Here is an 18,104-nt window from a genome sequence, read left to right as displayed (position 1 = left end):
TATCAATAATTGCAATAGAAGGAATGCAACATGTCTCAACCAACGGTTTTAGACGCTGAGGCCCACCGCGACCTGCGTGTTATCACCCAGCGCGGCGCGCAGTATGGCGAGGCGGTACATTTAGTGCCCGTGATCGCTGAAGAGCTAAGAAGCTTATGCATCGACTACCCGGTTTGCTTTACCAAAGATGAGCAAACCGGCCAGTTTGGCCTGTATGCACTGCTGGGCTTTGGCCGCGGCGAAAACCTGTACCTAAGCGGCGAACACTGGAATGCCAGTTACATTCCTCTACACGTGCGGCGGCAACCTTTTTTAGTGGCGAGCCAACACAACGATAACGAGCCGCCCCGCCGGGTTGCCATGATCGATCTAAACAGCCCCAGAGTGACGCGCGATAGTAGCCTCGGCGAAGCCATTTACAACAGCGATGGCACGCCTACCGAATTCTTTAAGAAAATGCAGGGTTTGCTCACCACCCTCATCAACGGTGCTCAGGCAACGACAGAGTTTATCCATGCGCTAAGCGATAACCACCTTATCGAGGCGGCGCAAATCAGCATCACACTTGATAATGGCGAACAGAAAAAGTACGACGGCCTTTACACCATTAACGAGCAAGCGCTGGCCGATCTTGAAGGTGAAACTTTAGCAACATTTCACCAGCGCGGTTACTTACAGGCGTGCCACTTAATGCTGGCGGCCATAGGCAATATAAATAAACTTATTCAACAGAAGAAGGCCCGCCTCTCATGAACAAAAACGACGTCGCGGCTGTACTCAGCGTCTTGTTAGTCTTAGCGTTAGCCAGTTGCACCAACCCGCCGGGCAAAACAACCGAAGCGGCAGCGCACACACACATTGAAATACTCTCGCCCAAAGCACTCGATTACATCGACCCGAGGGCTCAGCTAATAACACTCGGGGCGGGCTACGCCTGGACGGAAGGTCCGTTGTGGGTCGAGGATGGGGGTTATTTACTGTTTTCCGACATTCCCAACAACGTGATATTTAAATATTCGCCAGGCCAGGGCGTTAGCCGCTACCTCGACAAGGCCGGCGCCACCGGGCTGCTCAGCGGAGACGACAACGGCGGCTCCAATGGACTGCTATTGGATAACGAGGGACAACTTATTTTACTGCAACAGGGCGACCGGCGGGTGGCTCGCATGCAGGCACCACTCGACACCCCAAAGGCCCACTATCATACATTGACCGGTTCGTATAATGGATCGCGCCTCAACAGCCCCAATGATGCAACGCTGGACGAAAGCGGCAACCTGTATTTTACCGACCCACCTTACGGACTGGCCGGCGGCTTTGATGACTCGCGCCGGGAACTGAATTTTAGCGGTGTATTTCGTTTGACTCACAACGGCGAACTAACGCTACTGGATGACAGCGTAAAGGCGCCCAACGGTATCGCGCTATCACCGGATAACAACACGCTTTATGTGGCCGTGTCGGACGCCGAGCAACCCATATGGCTGGCGTATGACCTAACCTCCCGAGGCGAGGCCATCAATAAACGCGTTTGGTTTGATGCCCGCAATGCGAGCACAGCCGATGATAAAGGTGTTCCGGATGGTATGGCCGTTCACTCAAGCGGCGCGATCTACGCCACCGCCCCAGGCGGTGTTTGGTTGTTTAGCCCGGCCGGTGAATTACTGGCCAAAATACACACGGGGCGCTTAACAGCCAACTGCGCCCTCAACACTGAAGAAGACTATTTGTATATTACCGCGCACGACACACTGCTGGGCTTACCTCTCGCTCATTAATGCCCGCCACCGAACGAGCTTACAAGCTACCAAAAAAACTGGTAGCTTGTGGCTTCGCGGTAGACCTCGCCCGGGCGCAGCGTAATAGAATCAAACTCCGGGCGGTTAGGAGCGTCCGGATAATACTGGCACTCCAAACAAAAACCGCTGTGATTCGCCAATGGTTTACGGCTATTGCACGCATCGTCGGCAAGAAAGTTACCGCTATACAACTGCATACCGGGATACGTCGATTTTACTTGCATTGTGCGACCACTTAACGGCTCGCTCACCTCAGCGATAACCTCGCCAATATTACCCGACACGCAAAAATTGTGATCTAGCCCCTGAGTATCGGCCAACACCGGATCGCCACTGTGCAGCGCTTGGCCGATGGTTTTAGCCGTACGAAAATCCAGTGCGCTACCCTGTACCGGCGCGATCTCGCCTGAGGGAATCCCCGTGTTATCGGTAGGTGTGTAACCATCGGCGACAATACGCAAGCGATGATCATAGACAGGTACCGAGGCATTACCCGTCAAATTAAAATAACTATGCTGAGTCAGGTTAACCACTGTGGCAGCGGTCGTGGTTGCCTCATAGGAAACAATTAATTCGTTGGCCTCAGTCAATCGATACACAACCCGGACCGACAACTCCCCCGGATAGCCCTCATCACCATCAGGGCGAACCAAGCTAAAAGCGACTGCCGCGCAGCTTTCATCGGCTAGCACCTCCCCTTGCCAAAGGTGTTTGTCAAAACCAACCCGCCCACCATGAAGCTGGTTGACATCGTTAGCCTTCTTAGCCAGAACATAGCGCTTTCCGTCCAGGCTAAATTCGCCGGCCTTAATTCGGTTGGCAACGCGCCCAACGAGCGCCCCCAAATACGAACTGCCTTTTTCGTAATCGCCAATCTCATCATAACCCAGCACGACATTAGCGCTATTGCCCTCAGCATCGGGAACCAGAAGCTGCCATAAAGTTGCGCCGTAATCCACCACTACCGCCTGCATACCCTGAGTGTTGGTCAAGGTGTAACGTCGAGCACATTTACCACTGCTGAGATACCCCGCAATGGCTGTTTTTACCTGTGGTATTTGCATAGTCTTTCCCTAACTCTTTCAGACGAGTAACGGTGTAAATAGCTAGCTTATTCTTAGATAAAAAAAAGCCGCAACTCCTAAGCGTTGCGGCCAAAATGAGTAGAGCCCATGTATAAGCGTTTGTCCAACAACCTGTGTTGAACAACTACCCGGAGATAAGGATGACAGCTCAGATAATCCGATGCACCGGCAATACTGCTTGCCCAAACCGGCGACACCCGCAATCAATCTCAACTTGCACGCCTATATAATCTAACACCAAGACTCGCATGTCAACTGTTTATTGTTTACAATAACCAAAAAGACGGCGGTATCGTTTTCCGTCATTGAGTCATTCACCACAGTCGCTACAGGGTCGTCCTTATGAGTGATATTTTAATTTTTGGCGAGTCCATGCTGGAGCTTACCGCTAAAGGCGACCCATTAATGCGTCGTGCGTATGCCGGCGATGTCTTTAGCGTAGCAGTCTATTTGGCCCGTCTCGCACCACCCGAGCTAAAGGTAAAAATGCTCTCGGCCATCGGCCGTGACACCTTTAGCCAGCACTTGCGTGTCGAGCTTGAGCGCGAAGGAGTGGATACCCGCCACATGGCCACCCACCCCAGCAAGCATCTGGGCCTGTACATGGTACAAAACGATGCTTCGGGCGAGCGCGAGTTTACGTACTGGCGCAGCGACTCGGCTGCCCGCGATGCGATCAAGCTAAACGATTTGTACACCATCCCCACTCCCGACTATCTGTTTTTTAGCGGTATTAGCCTTGCTATACTGGACGCGGCAAGCCGCTTCACCTTTAAGCGCTGGGTATCCGATATTAAAAAGCTGGGCACCACCGTAATTTTTGATGCAAATTTTCGCCCCGCGCTGTGGCAGTCCGAGAGCGAGTATCTCGGCGAGTACCGCTGGGCATTTGCCGCCTGCCAAATTGCGTTACCGGGAATGGATGATCTACAGCAGATATTTCGCTGCGAAACCGCCCAACAAGCTCGCGAGTTACTATCGGCTTACGACATACCTGAAATTATTATTAAAAACGGAGCCGATTCTATCGTCTATCGTGACGGCGCTCAGCAAGGTGAGTTTCACGTCCCGAGCGTCGAGCACATTGTTGATACCACGGCTGCCGGAGACTCATTTAACGCCGCTTACCTTGCCAGCCGAATAGGCGGCTCTGACATAACCTCGGCACTTGCCGCGGGCTGTCGCATGTCCGCAAAGGTAATCGGCCATTCAGGTGCTATTATTGCCAACGACGATAACACCTGCGAGCCACAACCGGTTAAAACAGCGTAACCGTAACTGAATAGCACGGCACCAAAGGCGCCGTACTTACTGCATAGCAACACGAGAGCAACCTCATGTCAGATCAACACATTAAGCAAAAGCCATTAAGTAAAGCCAGTTTGCGCGCGCTCGAGCGAGGCTACGACAACACCAACGCCGACTGGGTATTTGAGTTTGATATCGAGCCGCTCGGTGGTGACTTTGCCTATCAAGAAGGCGTCATCCGTCGCGACCCCAGCGCCGTGATTAACGTCGGCGATACCCTGCACGTGTACTACACCAAAGGCGAAGGTGAAACGGTCGGTTTTGGCAGTGACAACCCCGACGATAAAGTCTTCCCCTGGGACAAAACCGAAGTCTGGCACGCCAGCTCCAAAGACGGTTACCACTGGACAGAAGAAGGCCCGGCGGTAGTACCCGGCGAGTCTGGCCGCTACGACGACCGCGCCTGCTTTACCCCCGAAGTACTGGAGCACGGAGGCCGTTACTATCTGGTATACCAGGTAGTGCAGGCGCCCTACCTAAACCGTAGTAAAGAGCATATTGCTATCGCCCACAGCGATTCACCCTACGGCCCCTGGAGCAAATCCGACGCACCCATTTTAAGCCCCGCCGCAAACGGCGTGTGGGATGGCGACGAAGACAACCGCTTTCACGTAAAAGAGCGCGGCGACTTTGACAGCCATAAAGTACACGACCCTTGCCTGATGTTTTTTAAAGGCCAGTTCTACCTGTATTACAAAGGCGAAATCATGGGCGAAGGCATGAACTTTGGCGGCCGCGAGATCAAGCACGGCGTCGCCATTGCCGACAATATTTTAGGCCCTTACACAAAATCACCGTTAAACCCGGTGACCAACAGTGGTCACGAAGTGGCGGTGTGGCATTACAACAACGGCATGGCGTGCATCCTTACCACCGACGGCCCGGAAAAAAACACTTGTCAGTGGGCCGAGGATGGCGTCAACTTTGACATTATGTCGCACATCAAGGGCGCCCCCGAGGCCATGGGCATGTACCGCAAGCCCGGCTATGAAAGCTCCGACGACGCCATGGCCGGCATCGAGTGGGGCCTGTGCCATAAGTACGATGCCAGCTGGAACTGGAACTTCATTTGTCAGTACAAGGCCCGGCGCCAGGTGCTGGAGTCCGGCACCTTCCAGCAAACCGGTGGCTCGGGCGTATAAGCCCAAGCTAACCTCACAAAAAAGCCAGCACACGTGCTGGCTTTTTTGTGTCTGGCTTTTTTAACGCTACGGGCTGCACCGGGTTAGCGGCGCAGGTGTTTTACGAGTACAGCACCCGTGCGCCGTCTTTTGCTTTGCAGTGATAGACGTTGGGCTCTTTGGCAAACTTCTCGGCGTATTTAGCTTTAACGTCGGCTTCGATCGCCTGCGCTTTCTCGTTGGGCACTAAGGCCACTACACAGCCGCCAAAGCCGCCACCGGTCATACGCACACCGCCGTCGTTATTCAGCTGAGCGTCAACGGTCTCTACAATAAAATCGATCTCGGGGACGGTAATCTCAAAGTCGTCGCGCATCGAGGTATGCGAATCGCGCATGGTTTGATACACCGTGGGCAGATCGTCGGTTTTTAAGGCACTGGCGCAGCGTTGGGTACGATCGTTTTCGGTCAACACGTGACGCGCACGGCGGTAGGCAAGCTCGTCCAGTTGCTCGCGCTTTTGCTCTAACATATCCAGGGTGGCATCGCGCAAGATGCTCACACCCAACGCCTGAGCCGCGCGCTCGCAATCGGCGCGGCGATCGTTGTATTCACTGCCCACCAGGTTGCGCTCAACCCGCGAGTCGATAATCAAAATATCCAACGCCTCGGGGATAGACACCAAATCAAACGATAGATCGCGACAGTCGAGCAGTAGCGCATGCCCTTCTTTGCCGCCGGCCGAGGCCAGCTGATCCATAATGCCGCAACTGCAGCCGGCAAAATCGTTCTCAGCCGACTGTGCCACCCGCGCAATATCACTCACGCTCAGACCTAATCCGTTAATTTCACTCAAGGCCTTGGCGAACGCTACCGACAGTGACGCCGACGAACTAAGGCCGGCGCCGCGCGGCACATTGCCCTCGATGTAAACGTCCATGCCCTGCAACTTGTGGCCCTGAGCTAACAAAATAGCGCACACACCGCGCAAGTAATTAGACCACAGGCAAGCCTCGTCTGTTTTAACATCGGCGTTTAAGGTCCACTGGTTATACTCGTCCGAAAAGTTACCGGCACACACGCGCATAACATTATCGTCGCGTACCGAGGTGGCCACATAAGTACCAAACTCCAGCGCACAGGGAAACACAAAGCCGTCATTGTAATCGGTGTGTTCGCCGATAATGTTCACGCGCCCGGGCGCAAAATAAACACCGGTGGCGTTTTTACTGTAGATGGAGACAAAACGGTCGGATACTTTCTGCTGCATGATGTTAGCTCTCTAAATAATGCGTCGTACTGCAGGCGCGTAAGCGTTCGGCGGCCTGCTCGGGGGTGATATCACGCTGGGCTTCGGCCAGCATTTCGTAACCCACCATAAATTTCTTTACACTGGCGCTGCGCAATAGGGGCGGGAAGAAGCTAGCGTGCAACTGCCAGTGATCGTTCGCATGGCCATTAAACGGCTGAGCTCGCCAGCCCATAGAGTACGGAAAACTGCACTGAAACAGATTGTCATAGCGCGTCAGCGCCAGCTTTAAAATACTGGCAAGTGCTTGTTGCTGCTCCGGGCTTACATCGGCAAAGGTCTTCGCCGCAAAGCGCGGCAGCAAAATCACCTCAAACGGCCAGCACGCCCAAAACGGTACCAGCACTGCCCAGTGCTCGTTTACCTCAACCACGCGCTCGCTTTTGGCAATTTCTTTTTCTACATAGTCCAGCAATAAGTTACGGCCGTGGCGCTGATAGTAGCTTTTTAAATTTCGGTCAATCTTTTCCGCCTCAGTGGGCAGCGTATCCTGCGCCCAGATCTGACCGTGTGGATGGGGATTAGAACAGCCCATCACCGCGCCTTTGTTTTCAAACACCTGAACCCATTGGTAACGCTCGCCCAGCTCAGTCATTTGCGCACGCCAGGTATCGATCACTCCACCGATCTCCGCTTCGCTCAACTGCGGCAGGCTTTTGCTGTGATCGGGCGAAAAACAAATTACCCTCGCCTCACCTTTGGCGGCCTGATAGCGGAACAGCTCATCATCTGAGCTTTCGTCGTCGTTATCCGCTTGCAGCGCCGGAAAATCGTTTTGAAAAACAAACGTGCCTTTATAGTCTGGGTTTACATCCCCGGTAATACGGGTATTGCCTGGGCACAGGTAGCATTTTTCATCGTAGCTGACAGCACCGCTTGGCTGGGGAGCCTCTTGCTGCCCCTGCCAGGGGCGCTTGCCCCGATGCGGAGAAACTAAAATCCACTCGCCCAACAGCGGGTTAAAGCGGCGATGACTTTTATCGTTTAATACGCTCATGAGATCTCTCGTATACAAGACTAGCTTTGACGGTAGCCGTTGGGGTTATTGCTTTGCCAGCGCCAGGTATCGACCATCATGCGCTCGATATCATATTGCGCTTTCCAGCCCAGCTCGCGCTCGGCGAGCTCGGTTTTGGCGTAGCAGCGGGCAATGTCGCCGGCGCGACGCGGCGCCATTTTGTAGGGAATTTCTTTACCGCAGGCCTTAGCAAACGCGTTAACCACCTCCAGTACCGAATAACCATTGCCGGTACCCAAGTTGTAAACACGGCAACCAGCGTCTTGCTGCTGTTGTTTTTGCAGCGCCGCCACATGGCCACGGGCCAAATCCACTACATGAATGTAATCGCGCACACCCGTACCATCGGGTGTGTCGTAATCATCACCAAACACTTGCAACGCAGACAATTTGCCGACACCCACCTGAGCAATATAGGGCACTAGGTTATTGGGAATGCCCAGCGGATCTTCGCCAATTAAACCTGACTCGTGTGCACCTACGGGGTTGAAGTAACGCAGAAGACTGGTATTCCACTTGGCCTCAGGGGCACGCGACATATCCTGCAGAATTTCTTCGACCATCAGCTTGGTGCGACCGTAAGGGTTGGTGGCGCCAATGGGAAAGCTCTCGTCGATGGGCACACTGGCCGGATCGCCGTACACTGTGGCCGAAGAGCTAAAGATTACCTTCCACACATCATGCGCCGCCATCGCCTCAAACAATGTTAGTGAACCACTGACATTATTTTGGTAATAAGACAGCGGAATAGTGTTCGACTCACCCACCGCTTTCAGGCCGGCAAAGTGCATGACCGCGTCAATATTGTGAGAGGCAAAAATTTTATCCAGTGCGGCGCGATCGCGGACATCCTCCACATACAGCGCGGGGCGTACACCGCTAATCGTCTCGATGCGCTCCATCACTTCACGGTTGCTGTTGCATAGGTTATCGACCACAATCGGGGTAAATCCCGCGTGAATCAGCTCGACACAGACATGGCTGCCAATATAACCGGCACCACCGGTCACTAAAACCGAGCTATTAGCGCTATCATCTGACATAACTCACCCCTTTATTGTAAATTGTATACAATATAACCGCTACACCACTACATTTCAAGTGAATATAGCGGTGTAATTTTTACCCGATAGCATCGCCGGGCTAACCTTGATTAAGCGCCCGCCTCATACGCTTACGCCCCTTTCACCACCACCTGATCATGATACTTTTTAGGGGTAACGCCAAACTGCTTTTTAAACAGCGAGATAAAGTGCGACGGACTGGAAAAACCCAGCTCGTAAGCTATATCGGTAATGCTGTGCTCGCTTTGCGCCAGCAGCCGGGCGGCGCTGTACAGCCTGTGGCGAATACTGTATTCACTGTAGCTGTAGCGAAACACGCTTTTAAACAGGCGCGAGAAGTACGAGGGCGATAAATGGCACAGCTCGGCCGCCTCGTTCAGGGACAACTCCACATAGCGCTTGTGACGGAATAAATTAATCACCGGGGTTAACCGCTCGAAGCCCGCCGCACGCTGCAGCGGCTGGGTGTGAGGTGCTTGCACGGGAACGGCCCCCTCTACCACGCAGCTTAGCAACAAACCCAGCAGCAATTGCGACTTCTCACTAAAGGGATCCCGCTGGTAGGCTTCAAGCAGCCAGGCGGTGACTTGCGCAATCTGTGCTCGCGCCTCGGCTGAGGGCCTGAGGTGCATGCCGTAGCGAAAAAAATCCGCGGCGCCAGCGAGGTGGCTATCTTCAAGCACCGAGGGTAAAAACTGTACGATATACCAACTCTTAGGCCGCTCAGTAAGTTCAAAATCGTGGGTTTCCAGCGCCGGGGTAAACACCAGGTCGAAGTCGTGCAAATGCGATTGCCCCTGATTGTAGAAAAAGTTGCCCTCGATCTTTTCAAACACAATCAGCTCATGCACTTCGTGAAAGTGCATAAAGCAGGAATAAGGGTCATCGTGGCTGTACACCACATGGTGCACTTCAAAGTTCTGCCCCTGACGAATACAAAACGGCTCGCAGTAGATATTACTTTTTTTCATTTATTAGTCGCTCCCGCGGCACTTTTGCAGTACTAACGCGCTCACCCAGCACATCATAGATTTGATACTTTAGGGCCAGATCTTATAGTAAACCCCTTATTCTAATGGTCAAATACCTCAAATTTCTGATAATTTGGGGATAGCCATGCCACAATCAAAAGCCCTTGTTTCCGATGGCCGCGGTCAGTTTGAGCTGCGCACCATTACTGTGGGTGAGCCCGGCCCGCGAGAGGTACGCATCAAGCTAAAAGCCGCTGGTATTTGTCACACCGATTGGGACTCTGTACAAAACTGGGACAAGACCTTTGTGATGGGCCACGAGGGCGCGGGGGTAGTCGACGCCGTAGGCCACGACGTGAGCCACCTGAACCCCGGCGACCGGGTACTGCTCAATTGGGCCATCCCCTGCGGCTATTGTTTTCAGTGCTTAGAGGGCAACACTCATATTTGTGAAAACCACTCCCCGGTGTGCTCAGATACATTATGTGGCCACGCCCACAAAGCCGCCAGCCAGCTCGATGGCAAACCGGTAGAGCGCTCGTTTCATTTGGGTACCATGGCCGAGTACACAGTGGTGCGCCAGGAGGCGGTAACCAAGTTGGACGATCACGTACCTTTTGGCGTGGGCGCCATTCTCGCCTGCGGCGTCATGACGGGCTGGGGCTCGGCCGTTAATGCCGCTAAGGTGCAAGCGGGCTCTACCGCCTGTGTCATTGGCTGCGGCGGCGTGGGCCTCAACGTGATTCAGGGCGCCGCACTGTCGGGGGCGGCGAAAGTCATCGCCATCGACATTAGCAACGAGCGCTTAGAGCAAGCCAAAGCCTTTGGCGCCACCCACACCGTACTGGCCAGCAAAGACGACAAAGACTTTGATCAGGTGGCTCGCGACGTAAAAGCCATTAACAACGGCCGCGGCGCCGATTACGCCTTTGAATGTACCGCAGTACCCGCCTTGGGTTCGGCCCCGCTTAAGCTGATTCGCAGCGCCGGCACCGCGGTACAGGCCAGCGGAATCGAGCAGCGTATCGATTTTGATTGCGAGCTGTTTGAGTGGGACAAGATCTACATCAACCCGCTATACGGCCAGTGCAACCCCAGCCGCGACTTCCCCAGGCTTTACGACTTATACGGCGCGGGTAAAATCAAACTGGATGAGCTGATCACCAAAACCTATACCCTAGAGACCGTGGCCGAAGGCTTTGAGGATATGCTGGCCGGCCGCTTGGCCAAAGGCGTGATTGTGATTGACCCGGAACGTTAAGGAGCTTTTATGAGTATTCAGCAAATCGAGAGTTCGGCCGATGCCAGCGACTTGCCCGCTGGGCTGAAGTACCTGACGGTGCATTCGTCGGCACTCAAAGGACGCGGGAATATCAGTTGCTACAACGCCGCGAGCAAGCAACAAGAGCTGCCGATCGTAATGCTGTTGCACGGGGTATACGGCAACCACTGGGTGTGGATGAACCTCGGGCGGGTGCACGAGGTATACGATGAGCTGCGCCGCAACGGCGAGATTGGCGAGATGCTGCTGGTGATGCCCGAGGACGGCAGCTACTACGCCGGCAGCGGCTACCTGCCCCTAAGCAACGGCCAGGACTTTGATGCCTGGATTATGGAAGACGCGCTGAGTGCCGTGACCCAGTCGCTAGCCTGCGTCAGCGAGCGCTCAAAAGTGTATTTATCCGGCTTATCCATGGGGGGCTATGGCGCTTTACGCCTCGGAGCAAAGCACGCCGCCCGGGTGAGCGGTATCTCGGCGCACTCGTCCATTACCTGTATGGATGACTTCAAACACTTTGTGAAAGAAGACCTGTCAATTTATCGGTGTAACGATGCCAACGAGGCCGACCTTCTGCACTGGTTTAGCCAAAACCGGCATCAGCTTCCGCCAATCCGGCTCGACTGTGGCACCGACGATGTGCTGTTTAACAGTAATCAAGCGTTAACCACGCATCTGTCGAACGCCGGAATCGACCATGACTTTGAGGCTCCAAGCGGCGGCCACGAATGGAGCTACTGGAACATTCAGGTAGCCAAAACCTTACGCTTTTTTGACAGGATTCACCGCCGAGCTTAGCCACCCGTCAGGGGCTGGGATTAGGTACCTGCGGCAAATACCCCACGCCCCCAAAAAACCTGCCGCTAACGTCACCTCTTGCTACCAATTGCACTTTAACGGACAATAGCAGGCCAGTTAGAGGTAATTGGTCATACCGCAAACCTGTAAACAATTGACAATTTACAGTGAACGCTCTACTCTTAAAGCGCATAACTTAGTATTAGAGACGACAACCATTATGTTCGGCAATAAAATTATCTCCGTTAAAGATCAGATCGCCGATCAGATTCGGTCTGACATTATCTCGGGCACCTTAGAGCCCAACGAGCGATTGAGCGAGCAATCCCTATCAGAGCGGTTTGGCGTATCGCGCGGTCCTATTCGCGAAGTGTTGCTGCAGCTCACCAAAGAGGGATTGCTGGTATCCAAAAGCAACTGCGGTGTCTCGGTTAACAGCGCCCTGAATACCGGCATGCAAGAGCTGATGATCGACATTCGCCGCAAGATCGAGCTACACGCATTGTCGAACATCAAAAACACATTAACGGAAGAAGACTTTGGCCACTTTGATGAAATTCTTGAGCGAATTCAAGAAGCTTTTGTCAAAGAAGACTTTACCGAAGTTACCAAGGCCGATATCGATTTTCATCGCCTGCTGGTTTATAAAGGTGGCGGCCAGGAGCTGGTAAACCTTTGGTACCCCATTGTGTTGCGCATGCGTATGAACTATAAGCGCTTATCCTCGCCCAAAGATTGCGTAGAAGAGCACAAGGCAATCGTAGACGCCTTAAAAGACAAGAGCCTGGCCAAAGCAAAGAAATGCCTGTTAGGTAACATTAAGTAACGGCTTATAGGCCTACCTTTTAACGGTTCAAGCGCCCTCTGCGTTGAGGGCGTCAGCGCCAAACCCGATTAAAACCCGCGTAATACCTGCACACACCTTTCAGCTATACACTTTTCTTGCGCCACATAAGCTGTACTTATCGCCCCCTCTTTTAATAGGCAAACAGCATCAAGCAGTGTATCGCTCTCCCCTGTCAGCGCTCCTGCAATTAATTGTCGCACCTGCCACTTATGATATTGGCAGTAACGGGACACCTCACTGTCGGTGTCACTGAGCTCGGCACAAGTATTCACAAAAAAGCAGCCACGGTAATCACCAAGTTGCGGCACCCGCCCCTCAAACCACGCTGACAAACCATTAAACAGCCGCTCAATCACCTCATCATTCGAGCCCGCACCCTCTAACTGCTGGGCCAACCACCCAATAAATACCCGATGACGCTGCTCCAAAACAGCCAACAACAAGGCATTTTTACTCGAAAAGTGATGGTACAGCGTTTTTTTCGCCACACCCGAAGCGCTTAGCACTTCGTTAATCCCAACCGAATTAACACCGCGCCGATAAAACAACTCCAACGCCGTATCGATCAACAACTGCCGCTTATCTGTCATTACGCCTCCTTAATGCCTAGAGTTTGACAAAAGTAGACCGACCTGTCTACCATCACCTCACAGAGTAGACAACCCTGTCTACCTGAAGAGGGAGAACTCATGAATCATCGCTATTTTGTTGCAGTGTATGCCGGCCTGGGCGCCGCTTTAGCTATAGCCATATTGGCCGCAATCGAGCGCTCACTGCCCGCCGCTGTGCTGATGGCACCCTTTGGCGCCAGTGCCGTGCTGATTTTTGGCCTGCCTGATAGCCCACTGGCTCAGGCCAAAAACGTTGTAGGCGGCCATCTATTAACCGCGACCATTGGCCTGGGAGTTAACACCCTGTTGGGTGTAACGCCCTTATCGCTGGCACTGGCCACTGGCCTTGCGGTCAGCGCTATGCTGCTGACTCGCACCACTCATCCACCCGCCGGGGCCAACCCGATACTCGCAATGTTGAGTGGTGAAAGCTGGGGCTTTTTACTGTTCCCGGTACTGCTGGGATCGATGCTCATGGTGCTTTGTGGTCGCCTTATGCTTTGGCTAAAAGCAGTCGCAAACGGCACAAAAGAGGCAGAGGGAAAGTAGCGGGCAAAAAAAAGCGCGGAGCAAGGCTCCGCGCTAAAGGTCAGGTCAATTAACGCTTATCGACCCGGACTGGTGGTAAAGTCCCAAACAACCAGGTTGGCAACCGTCAACTCACCGTTGTGGCGGAAGTCCACCTGAATATCATTATTGCTTTGCAGTACCTCGACCGGCACCGGAATCTCCAGTGTGGCGAAGTAACGATCAGCTTGGTAATCAGCCGGGCCGCGCCAGTCAATTGGCGTATCCACTTCTACCCCGTTGATGGTCAGGGTATTAATGGTCAGGTTGCCATTTGGCACATCGTCTTCACTCATGTACATAGCAACGGTTAAGCGCAGCATAGCCTCGGCCGGACCGCTTGGCACTTGTACATTATCGATGGAGACAGGTACTGCGCCACCGGCGATGGATACGCGGTGTGGTACGCTGCCGCCGCTAACACTGTTGCCAAAGTACTTCTTCTCGACTACTTGCTCGGCGACTTGTTGCTCGCCGGCCAAGCTGTACTTAAGCACAACGGTGGCATCGGGGTTCAGCGTTAAACTGTCAGGCGAGCGCGCCATATGGCGACGATCCAATTCGGTGTGCTGATCCTGATTTTCGAAGTACATCTGACGCATTTCCACGTCGCTTACCGCCGCAGACAAACCATTCATGTCAAGATTGATCGTGGTTGTCTCGTTCTCTAAGTTGTTAATAATCACGTAGACGTTGTCGCCATCTACATAAGAGTCAACCTGCACATCCGGATCGGTTGAGGCAGTATCGACACGGGTGCCATTAACGCCCTGCCACAACTCATAAAAGTGGATGTACGAAGACCACCGCCAATCACCCTGGTTCAGGTTCTCCTCAATCATCATTGAGTAGTGGTAACGCGTATTACAGTCGGGCACCTCTTTAAAGGCACAAACACCAATGGTGGTATACCCGTCTTGCGAACCTAAATAACCCCATAAAGGTCTGGCGGGGGTAAACGGCATGGACTTAATCACATAGTCCGGACGCTCCAAAAACTGCATCAACATACCGTTAAAAGCTTTCAGGTTGGCGACATCAAAACGTTCTTCGTGCGCTTGTCTCTCCCACGCACCTTGTACCGCACCGTATTCAGACAAGACTATCGGTTTACGGTTAGATACACCGTTTTCATGCACGTCGTACCATTCCATCATATCCAGCATGCCTTGCACATGACCACCACGACGCAAGGTGGCGTTACCGCCGTAAGTAACCGAAGGCCAGTCGTATATATGCACCGAATAAAAATCCATATTATCGCCCGCGGCATCCATAAAGCCTTTCCACATCACATCCCACTGATACCAATCCAGCTCACGAGTATCATCCACAGTCGTTGACATACGGCTTTGGAAGAACGCTTCGGCTTCGGCCTCGGCGGCCGGATCTTCATTGACAATCCACTGGTCGTAAGAATCATCCTGATAGCGTGAAATGCCATCGCGACGATAGAAGTCGTGCTGTCCCCAGGTCATACCACCGATTAACGGCGCCTCACTGCCCAGGCGCGAACGAATTTCTTGCGCTACTTGATTGTGATACTCCCAAATTTGCTCTTGGTTGGTCACCATAAACTGGCCGGTTTTCATTTTCATGTCCGGCTCGTTGATAACCTCCCAGTACGTCGGCAGTGGCTCGCCCACATTGCCATTGCTGCTGAGGGCAAAATAACTCTCGAGGTATTTACCCACCCACTCGGCCGAGGTTGCAGTGTCTTTAGGCTGCCAGCCTGTCCAGGTCATGCCGTTATCATTCCAGCTTAAGGTCGGATACAACGGATGCGGGTTGGTACCGGCAATCAACTGGGTTTTGTCTTCCGAAAAGCGTTTATACAGCTCAACACTGTCGTAATCGGCTCGCAATTGTGCACCGCGATCGGTCATCCAGTCTAAGTCGGCTTTGTTGGCACGGTTGGGATCTTCCGGGGTCTCCTGAAACTTCCAGGTAGATGAGCCATTATCACGACCCATGTACACATCAAGGGTATTTAATACATAGTTAAGTTTATCGCTGTGACCATCCCAGTCTTTCTCGTAAATGGCCGAGTGCATAGTCATATGACGGTCGCGGCCAAAATCGGACACGCCGTTAACTACATGCTCAATGTTGGCATTCACAAACACATCAACGCTTGCGACATTACTCACCTGAGACGAGCCGCAACCCTCGGCGTCAGCCATTTCGCCGCTGGCTGTCGCTGGACATACATCCTCCGCATTGACTACACCATCACCATCGTTGTCGCGACCGGAGGCACTACAGCCATCTGACCCAACGTTAATACCGAAGGTGTTGGGGCACTGGTCGTTGTCATTAAAAACGCCATCGAAATCATCGTCATCGCCGCCGCTGCTCTCGCAACCTTCGGCGTTTACAAACGCACCTAAAGCCGTGTTGGGGCACTGATCGTTGGCATCGTTAATGCCATCAATATCGGTATCCAACTGCGAGGGCGAGCAGCCTTCACCGTTTGCGGTTTCCCCGCTTGGGGTGCTCGAACAAATATCGTTAACGTCGGCAACACCGTCGCCGTCGCCATCCAAGTTGTCATCGACAGGACCTAAATATTTGAAAACAATATTGTCGATATTAAACTGGAAGTCTTCAGTACCGGCACCGGTAATACGTACCTTGCTGATGCCAGGGTAAACATTGAAACGCGTGCTTGAGGTAACATCATAGAAGACATCCCAACCGCCCTGGCTTACCACATCGGTTTTATTCTTAAGGACCAGATCACCCTGGTGATCAGTCAGCATCAAACCTACCGCCGAGCCGCTAGCGTTACCCGTGCCTACGCGATACACCGCTTCATACAAACCGCCCTGGGCGTTATCGATGTCAAACTCTAAATAATCACCGGCATTAAAGTAGTTAACGGCATGGCCGCCATCAACGCTGTAAATTTCTACCTCACCACCGACAGCATTAAAATTTTCAGCCTCAAGCGAGAAGTCACCCGATACGGTAACAACGCCGCCAGGCACTTGCGAACTAGAACTACCAGAGCTAACCGATGAGCTAGAGCTGCTGCTCACAGAGCTGCTTGACGTGCTAGAACTGCTGACCGAGCTGCTGGAGCTACTGATCGACGAACTAGAACTGCTGACACTGCTAGAGCTACTCACGCTGCTAGAACTGGCATCACTGTCACTGACAAACGCCAAGTCGAACTTATCGATGTTCCACTGCCAATCATTGCTGCCGGAGGCCAACAAGCGCACCTCTACCACACCGGCCGGGAGCTGAACGGTATGCCCGGCGATCTGCGCCTGAAAGTTATCCCAGCCGCTGGCGGTAACACTTTTAGCGCCCTGTGACACCCAGTTGCCGTTTTGTTTAACCTGAAACTCAACTTGCGCACCCGAGGTAATCGCCGTACCAATAAAGTAGGTCAAATCATAAATACCGGCGCGAACAACTGAAATTTGATACTCGATCGCATCGCCACGGTTAACGTAATTTAGCGCAGTGCTGCCATTAACCGAATAGGTGCTAACCGGTGCGGCCTGGCCGTCGGCGAAGGTGCCGCTTACCGCGTGATAGTCTTCCGCCTCCTGGCTGATGTCCGAGGGAGTTTCAGGCTCAACTTCAGATTGGGTTAAGGTCAGCGCGAACTCATCGAGGTTCCACTGCCAGTCGTTGGCGCCGCTACCGGTTAAACGAATGCTGATATTGCCTGCGGGCAAAGTGATTTCGTGCGCACCGTCTAAAGGCTGAAAGTTATCCCAGCCACCGGCAGGTACCGTGGTTGTACCCTGACTTTGCCAGGTGTTGCCAGTTTTAACCGACAACTCCACCTCGGCGCCGCTGGGCACCGCGGTACCAATTAAATATTGCACGGTGTACACACCGGCTTCAGCGATGTTTACCTCGTACTCGACATAATCGCCACGATTAACATAGTTAATGGCCTGCACGCCATTAACCGCGTAAGTACTCACGGCTTGCGGCTGACCGTCAGCATAACTACCGCCAAAAGCGGTAAAGTTTTCGGCCTGAACCTGCACCGTTTGCGCTAATGCGTGTGACGCCATTGCACCAGCCACCACAGACGAAACTGCGCAGGCCAGTGTCAATCGGGAAAAACGTTTGACTCTCACTGGAATAACCTCCAATTGTTTTATTATCTAGTATGTGTGCCGACAAACCTGCCCAGTCCGATGGCGGTATTTGCAAGCGAAGTGACTGCGCGGAAATGGCAGCCTAGGGAGAGGACATCTGGCGCAAGCGCGCTCCTAGGCGTCCTGCGCTCTATCGCCCGTGTCTGAAAATCGCACTGACCGTAAGAAGCTTGCTGCTCTTATTCTTTTTGTAAACAATC

15 protein-coding genes are annotated in these 18,104 nt (G+C 53.1%); 8 read left to right on the top strand and 7 right to left on the bottom strand.

The genetic code is table 11. The features are described 5' to 3' along the window. The first annotated feature begins 30 nt into the window (after nt 1-30). Both SD69_RS07290 and SD69_RS07285 read left to right on the top strand, forming a co-directional pair. Nucleotides 31-753, top strand: coding sequence for a SapC family protein (locus tag SD69_RS07290; protein WP_041522686.1), 723 nt, complete (start codon nt 31-33; stop codon nt 751-753). Beyond that, nucleotides 750-1,778: an SMP-30/gluconolactonase/LRE family protein gene (locus tag SD69_RS07285; protein WP_041522685.1), complete on the top strand. Its 1,029-nt coding sequence runs from the start codon at nt 750-752 to the stop codon at nt 1,776-1,778. The genes SD69_RS07290 and SD69_RS07285 overlap by 4 nt, the downstream gene beginning before the upstream one ends. Before the next feature lie 26 nt (nt 1,779-1,804). On the opposite strand, the gene SD69_RS07280 is transcribed toward SD69_RS07285, so the two are convergent. Then, on the bottom strand, nt 1,805-2,863 hold the full coding sequence (locus SD69_RS07280) for an aldose epimerase family protein (RefSeq protein WP_041522684.1): 1,059 nt from the start codon (nt 2,861-2,863) through the stop codon (nt 1,805-1,807). Between the two features lie 363 nt (nt 2,864-3,226). Between SD69_RS07280 and SD69_RS07275 the strand changes: the two genes are divergently transcribed. Together SD69_RS07275 and SD69_RS07270 are read left to right on the top strand one after the other, a co-directional pair. After that, the gene (locus SD69_RS07275) at nt 3,227-4,156 is read left to right on the top strand and encodes a sugar kinase (RefSeq protein ID WP_041522683.1); all 930 of its coding nucleotides are present in this window, start codon (nt 3,227-3,229) and stop codon (nt 4,154-4,156) included. 65 nt (nt 4,157-4,221) lie between these two features. Continuing rightward, complete coding sequence (locus SD69_RS07270; RefSeq protein WP_041522682.1) at nt 4,222-5,334, top strand: glycoside hydrolase family 117 protein; 1,113 nt, start codon at nt 4,222-4,224, stop codon at nt 5,332-5,334. A gap of 100 nt (nt 5,335-5,434) precedes the next feature. Here the strand turns inward: SD69_RS07270 and galK are convergent, their stop codons facing one another. From galK to SD69_RS07250, 4 genes are all read right to left on the bottom strand, one after another. Next, entirely contained in the window at nt 5,435-6,583 is a 1,149-nt protein-coding gene (gene galK, locus SD69_RS07265; RefSeq protein WP_041522681.1) for a galactokinase, read from the bottom strand. Between the two features lie 4 nt (nt 6,584-6,587). After that, nucleotides 6,588-7,619: a UDP-glucose--hexose-1-phosphate uridylyltransferase gene (locus tag SD69_RS07260; RefSeq protein WP_041522680.1), complete on the bottom strand. Its 1,032-nt coding sequence runs from the start codon at nt 7,617-7,619 to the stop codon at nt 6,588-6,590. A gap of 20 nt (nt 7,620-7,639) precedes the next feature. Next, on the bottom strand, nt 7,640-8,683 hold the full coding sequence (galE, locus tag SD69_RS07255; protein WP_041522679.1) for a UDP-glucose 4-epimerase GalE: 1,044 nt from the start codon (nt 8,681-8,683) through the stop codon (nt 7,640-7,642). Nucleotides 8,684-8,814: 131 nt separating this feature from the next. Beyond that, entirely contained in the window at nt 8,815-9,675 is an 861-nt protein-coding gene (locus SD69_RS07250; protein ID WP_041522678.1) for a helix-turn-helix transcriptional regulator, read from the bottom strand. A gap of 145 nt (nt 9,676-9,820) precedes the next feature. On the opposite strand from SD69_RS07250, the gene SD69_RS07245 reads away from it, so the two are divergent. The 3 genes from SD69_RS07245 to SD69_RS07235 all read left to right on the top strand — a co-directional run bounded on the left by SD69_RS07245 (nt 9,821) and on the right by SD69_RS07235 (nt 12,578). Then, entirely contained in the window at nt 9,821-10,936 is a 1,116-nt protein-coding gene (locus SD69_RS07245) for a Zn-dependent alcohol dehydrogenase (RefSeq protein ID WP_041522677.1), read from the top strand. A 9-nt stretch (nt 10,937-10,945) separates the two neighbouring features. Next, nucleotides 10,946-11,752 carry an alpha/beta hydrolase gene (locus SD69_RS07240; protein ID WP_041522676.1) on the top strand — a complete coding sequence of 269 codons (807 nt, stop codon included), beginning with the start codon at nt 10,946-10,948 and terminating at the stop codon, nt 11,750-11,752. A gap of 220 nt (nt 11,753-11,972) precedes the next feature. Then, entirely contained in the window at nt 11,973-12,578 is a 606-nt protein-coding gene (locus SD69_RS07235) for a GntR family transcriptional regulator (protein WP_041522675.1), read from the top strand. 68 nt (nt 12,579-12,646) lie between these two features. Here SD69_RS07235 and SD69_RS07230 read toward each other — a convergent pair whose 3' ends face one another. After that, a complete protein-coding gene (locus tag SD69_RS07230) occupies nt 12,647-13,189 on the bottom strand; it encodes a TetR/AcrR family transcriptional regulator (protein WP_041522674.1) in 543 nt (180 codons plus the stop codon). 99 nt (nt 13,190-13,288) lie between these two features. Here SD69_RS07230 and SD69_RS07225 point away from each other — a divergent pair, with 99 nt between their 5' ends. Then, nucleotides 13,289-13,759 carry an HPP family protein gene (locus tag SD69_RS07225; RefSeq protein WP_041522673.1) on the top strand — a complete coding sequence of 157 codons (471 nt, stop codon included), beginning with the start codon at nt 13,289-13,291 and terminating at the stop codon, nt 13,757-13,759. 56 nt (nt 13,760-13,815) lie between these two features. Here the strand turns inward: SD69_RS07225 and SD69_RS07220 are convergent, their stop codons facing one another. After that, on the bottom strand, nt 13,816-17,817 hold the full coding sequence (locus SD69_RS07220; protein ID WP_084591508.1) for a carbohydrate-binding protein: 4,002 nt from the start codon (nt 17,815-17,817) through the stop codon (nt 13,816-13,818). Nucleotides 17,818-18,104 lie beyond the last annotated feature (287 nt).

Origin of the sequence: Gilvimarinus agarilyticus (genome assembly GCF_000832015.1) — a bacterium.
GTDB classification, from domain to species: Bacteria; Pseudomonadota; Gammaproteobacteria; order Pseudomonadales; family Cellvibrionaceae; genus Gilvimarinus; species Gilvimarinus agarilyticus.
This window is presented reverse-complemented; position numbering and strand designations above follow the sequence as displayed.

Bases quoted from the DNA above. Each gene is read 5' to 3' on its own strand.
- SD69_RS07290 (WP_041522686.1), top strand. From the start codon at position 31: ATGTCTCAACCAACGGTTTTAGACGCTGAGGCCCACCGCGACCTGCGT.
- SD69_RS07285 (WP_041522685.1), top strand. From the start codon at position 750: ATGAACAAAAACGACGTCGCGGCTGTACTCAGCGTCTTGTTAGTCTTA.
- SD69_RS07280 (WP_041522684.1), bottom strand. From the start codon at position 2,863: ATGCAAATACCACAGGTAAAAACAGCCATTGCGGGGTATCTCAGCAGT.
- SD69_RS07275 (WP_041522683.1), top strand. From the start codon at position 3,227: ATGAGTGATATTTTAATTTTTGGCGAGTCCATGCTGGAGCTTACCGCT.
- SD69_RS07270 (WP_041522682.1), top strand. From the start codon at position 4,222: ATGTCAGATCAACACATTAAGCAAAAGCCATTAAGTAAAGCCAGTTTG.
- galK (WP_041522681.1), bottom strand. From the start codon at position 6,583: ATGCAGCAGAAAGTATCCGACCGTTTTGTCTCCATCTACAGTAAAAAC.
- SD69_RS07260 (WP_041522680.1), bottom strand. From the start codon at position 7,619: ATGAGCGTATTAAACGATAAAAGTCATCGCCGCTTTAACCCGCTGTTG.
- galE (WP_041522679.1), bottom strand. From the start codon at position 8,683: ATGTCAGATGATAGCGCTAATAGCTCGGTTTTAGTGACCGGTGGTGCC.
- SD69_RS07250 (WP_041522678.1), bottom strand. From the start codon at position 9,675: ATGAAAAAAAGTAATATCTACTGCGAGCCGTTTTGTATTCGTCAGGGG.
- SD69_RS07245 (WP_041522677.1), top strand. From the start codon at position 9,821: ATGCCACAATCAAAAGCCCTTGTTTCCGATGGCCGCGGTCAGTTTGAG.
- SD69_RS07240 (WP_041522676.1), top strand. From the start codon at position 10,946: ATGAGTATTCAGCAAATCGAGAGTTCGGCCGATGCCAGCGACTTGCCC.
- SD69_RS07235 (WP_041522675.1), top strand. From the start codon at position 11,973: ATGTTCGGCAATAAAATTATCTCCGTTAAAGATCAGATCGCCGATCAG.
- SD69_RS07230 (WP_041522674.1), bottom strand. From the start codon at position 13,189: ATGACAGATAAGCGGCAGTTGTTGATCGATACGGCGTTGGAGTTGTTT.
- SD69_RS07225 (WP_041522673.1), top strand. From the start codon at position 13,289: ATGAATCATCGCTATTTTGTTGCAGTGTATGCCGGCCTGGGCGCCGCT.
- SD69_RS07220 (WP_084591508.1), bottom strand. From the start codon at position 17,817: ATGGCGTCACACGCATTAGCGCAAACGGTGCAGGTTCAGGCCGAAAAC.